The 2,921-nt window shown below is 70.0% G+C and carries 3 protein-coding genes; 2 read left to right on the forward strand and 1 reads right to left on the reverse strand.

Going from position 1 to position 2,921, the window contains the following annotated elements; genetic code table 11:
* Positions 1-130 precede the first annotated feature (130 nt).
* Entirely contained in the window at positions 131-1,615 is a 1,485-nt protein-coding gene (gene istA, locus ACFWOG_RS40350; RefSeq protein WP_380364678.1) for an IS21 family transposase, read from the forward strand.
* A 6-nt stretch (positions 1,616-1,621) separates the two neighbouring features.
* Here the strand turns inward: istA and ACFWOG_RS40355 are convergent, their stop codons facing one another.
* The gene (locus ACFWOG_RS40355) at positions 1,622-1,891 is read right to left on the reverse strand and encodes a hypothetical protein (RefSeq protein WP_380364674.1); all 270 of its coding nucleotides are present in this window, start codon (positions 1,889-1,891) and stop codon (positions 1,622-1,624) included.
* Between the two features lie 136 nt (positions 1,892-2,027).
* On the opposite strand from ACFWOG_RS40355, the gene istB reads away from it, so the two are divergent.
* A complete protein-coding gene (istB, locus tag ACFWOG_RS40360) occupies positions 2,028-2,819 on the forward strand; it encodes an IS21-like element helper ATPase IstB (protein ID WP_380364676.1) in 792 nt (263 codons plus the stop codon).
* Positions 2,820-2,921 lie beyond the last annotated feature (102 nt).

The raw sequence follows: 2,921 nt of genomic DNA on the forward strand, positions 1-2,921 counted from the left end.
TGTCAGCGGACACGGCAGACTCCCCGCTGGCGGTCAGTTGGGCTCCCCGCTGGTGGACATGAAATCTCCCCGGTGACGGACAGCTGATCTCCCCGCAGACCCACCAAGCCCATCACGCACAGTGGGCATGGTGAAGAGCGATGAGGAGATCATGGAGATTCTTGAGGCGTACGACCTCACCGGGAGTTACCGGAAGGCGGCCGAGCTGGCCGGCTGCGACCACCACACCGTGCGCCGCTACGTGCAGCTGCGCGGGCAGGGGGTTGACCCGACCGAGCGGGCGGTGCGGTCGAAGCTGATCGACGACTTCCTGCCGAAGGTCGAGGAACTGGTCGAGCGGTCCCGCGGCAGGGTCGGCGCCGACGCTGTTCACAAGAAGATCGCCGCGATGGGCTTCACCGGCACCGACCGCACGACCCGTCGGGCCGTCGCGGCGGCGAAGGAGTCCTACCGGGCCGGGAACCGCAGGGTCTTCCGGCCGTGGATACCCGAGCCGGCGATGTGGCTGCAGTGGGACTGGGGCGAAGGCCCGCGCATCGGCGGCAGACGCACCAGTCTGTGGTGCGCGTGGCTGGCCTGGTCGAGGTTCCGGGTGGTCATCCCGGTGCTGGACAAGACCCTGCCGACAGTCGCGGCCTGCTTGGACGCGACGTTCCGGACGCTGGGCGGGGTCCCGACCTACTGCCTGACCGACAACGAGAAGACCGTCACGGTCGAGCACGTGGCCCGGATCGCGGTCCGCAACCCCGAGCTGGTGCCGATCGCCCGCTACTACGGCACGGTCGTCAGGTCGTGCATGCCGGCCGATCCGGCCTCGAAGGGCGGGACGGAGGCGACGGTGAGGATCGCTAAGCGGGACCTGGTCCCCACCGCGGTCAACCTGCGGACCGACTACGGCGACTTCGCCGAACTACAGCAGGCCTGCGAGGACTTCATGAGCGAGGTGAACGGCCGGATCCACCGCGAGACCCGCAGGATCCCGGCCGAGCTGCTGGCCGAGGAGCGGCTGCGGCTGCACCCGGTGCCCGAGCAGCCGTTCACCGCCGCGTTCGGCGAGACCCGCCGGGTCGGCAAGGACTCCACGATCTCGGTCGAGTCGGTCCGCTACTCGGTCCCGCACGAGCTCGTCGACGAGCGGGTCTGGGTCCGCTTCCACGGCGACGAGCTGATCGTCACCGCGATGGCCTCGGGCAACGCGGTCGAGGTCGCCCGCCACCTTCGCTCGGCGCCGGGCAGTCCGCGGATCGCCGACGAGCACTACCCCGACGCCCCGCGCGGCGAGCGCACACCGAAGCCGACGAACCCGGCCGAGGCCCAGTTCCTGGCGATCGGCCCCGGGGCGGCGGCCTGGCTGGTCGAGGCGGCGGCGACCGGTGTCCGCCGGATCAGGGCGAAGATGGCCGACGCGGTCGCGCTCGCCAAGCTCTACGGAACCGCCGACGTCGACCGCGCACTCGGCACCGTTGCGACGGTCGGCCGGTTCGCCGACGGCGACCTGCTGTCGATCCTGGGCCACCAGGGCGGCGAGCACGACCGCGCAGAGCCGATCCGCCGCAGCGAGGACCACAGCCTGCAGCCGGGCACCTCCGCCTGGTCAGGCTTCGGCTCGGCCTGAGCCCTCCTACTCCTCGACCAGGCCGCTGGCGACCGGGAAGTTCTCCAGGAACTCCCGCCGGCCCGGGTCCTGCTCGGCCTGGGCCAGGTCGGCGAGCACGGTCAGGAACCGCTCGCGCTGGTCCTGCGGCAACTGCCCGAGCACCCAGCTCACGCTCTCCATCATCTTCACCGCGGAGTCGGGGGCGACCTCGTCGTCCTCGCAGCTGTCGAGGAACCGGACGACGTCGACGACGAGTCCGGCAAGGACGGGCACCAGCGGGTCCGTGTCAGTCATCAGGGCAACCTATCCGACCCCCACGACAGCAACATCATCACCTTGGCCGACGGGCACTCGACGTCGGCCCCGACCTGGAAAGAGCACCTGTTTCATGAACGACAGTCCTGCCCAATCGGCCGCGACGCGGCCGCGCATGCAAGCACCCGCCTCCGCGGTCGCCGCGACGTCCGGCGCCGCGTTCGACGAGGCGATCGCGCTGACCCGCAGGTTGAAGCTGCCGCACATCCGCCGGGCGATGGCCGAGATCATCCCGACCGCGAAGGCCCAGCGATGGGATCCCGCCGAGATCGTGCGTGCCCTGCTCGCAGAAGAAGCGGCCGGCCGCGACGCGGCCAACCTCCGCACCCGTCGAACCCGCGCGGCGTTCCCGACCGGCAAGACCTTCCACATCTGGAACGAGGAGGCGTCCTCGATCCCGGTCCCGACGCAGTCCGCGCTGCGGACCCTGGAATGGGTCGGCCGGCGCGAGAACCTCTGCGTCGTCGGCCCCTCCGGCACGGGAAAGTCGCACTTCAGCGAGGCACTCGGCCAGTCTGCCGTCGACGCCGGGATGACGGTCGCCTGGTTCACCATCGAGGACCTCGGCGCCCTGATCCGCCGTCACCGCGTCGACGACTCCGTCTCGAAGGCCATCAGCCGGATCACCCGCACCGATTTGATCATCGTTGACGACATCGGGCTCCTGCCCGTCTCCCCGGACGCCGCCGAGGGCTTCTATCGTCTGGTCGATGCCGCTTACGAACGGCGGAGTCTGGCGGTCAGCAGCAACCTTCATCCGTCCGGATTCGACGAGATCATGCCCAAAACCCTCGCCACCGCGACCGTCGACCGGCTCCTGCACCACGCCCACGTCGTCGTCACGCAGGGCGACAGCCACCGCCTCGCCGAGGCCACCACCGGACGAGGCGTCGTCCCGCTCGGCTGACCCACAAGCGGGGAGATCAACTGTCCACCGGGGACTTTCCACGTCCGCCAGTGGGGAGATCAACTGTCCGCGAGCGGGGAACTCCTACTGTCCCTTGACAGT

It is taken from the genome of Kitasatospora sp. NPDC058406 (assembly GCF_042722765.1).
GTDB lineage: Bacteria > Actinomycetota > Actinomycetes > Streptomycetales > Streptomycetaceae > Kitasatospora.

Coding starts and splice junctions, on each gene's coding strand:
- istB (WP_380364676.1), top strand. CDS start 2,028: ATGCAAGCACCCGCCTCCGCGGTCGCCGCGACGTCCGGCGCCGCGTTC.
- ACFWOG_RS40355 (WP_380364674.1), bottom strand. CDS start 1,891: ATGACTGACACGGACCCGCTGGTGCCCGTCCTTGCCGGACTCGTCGTC.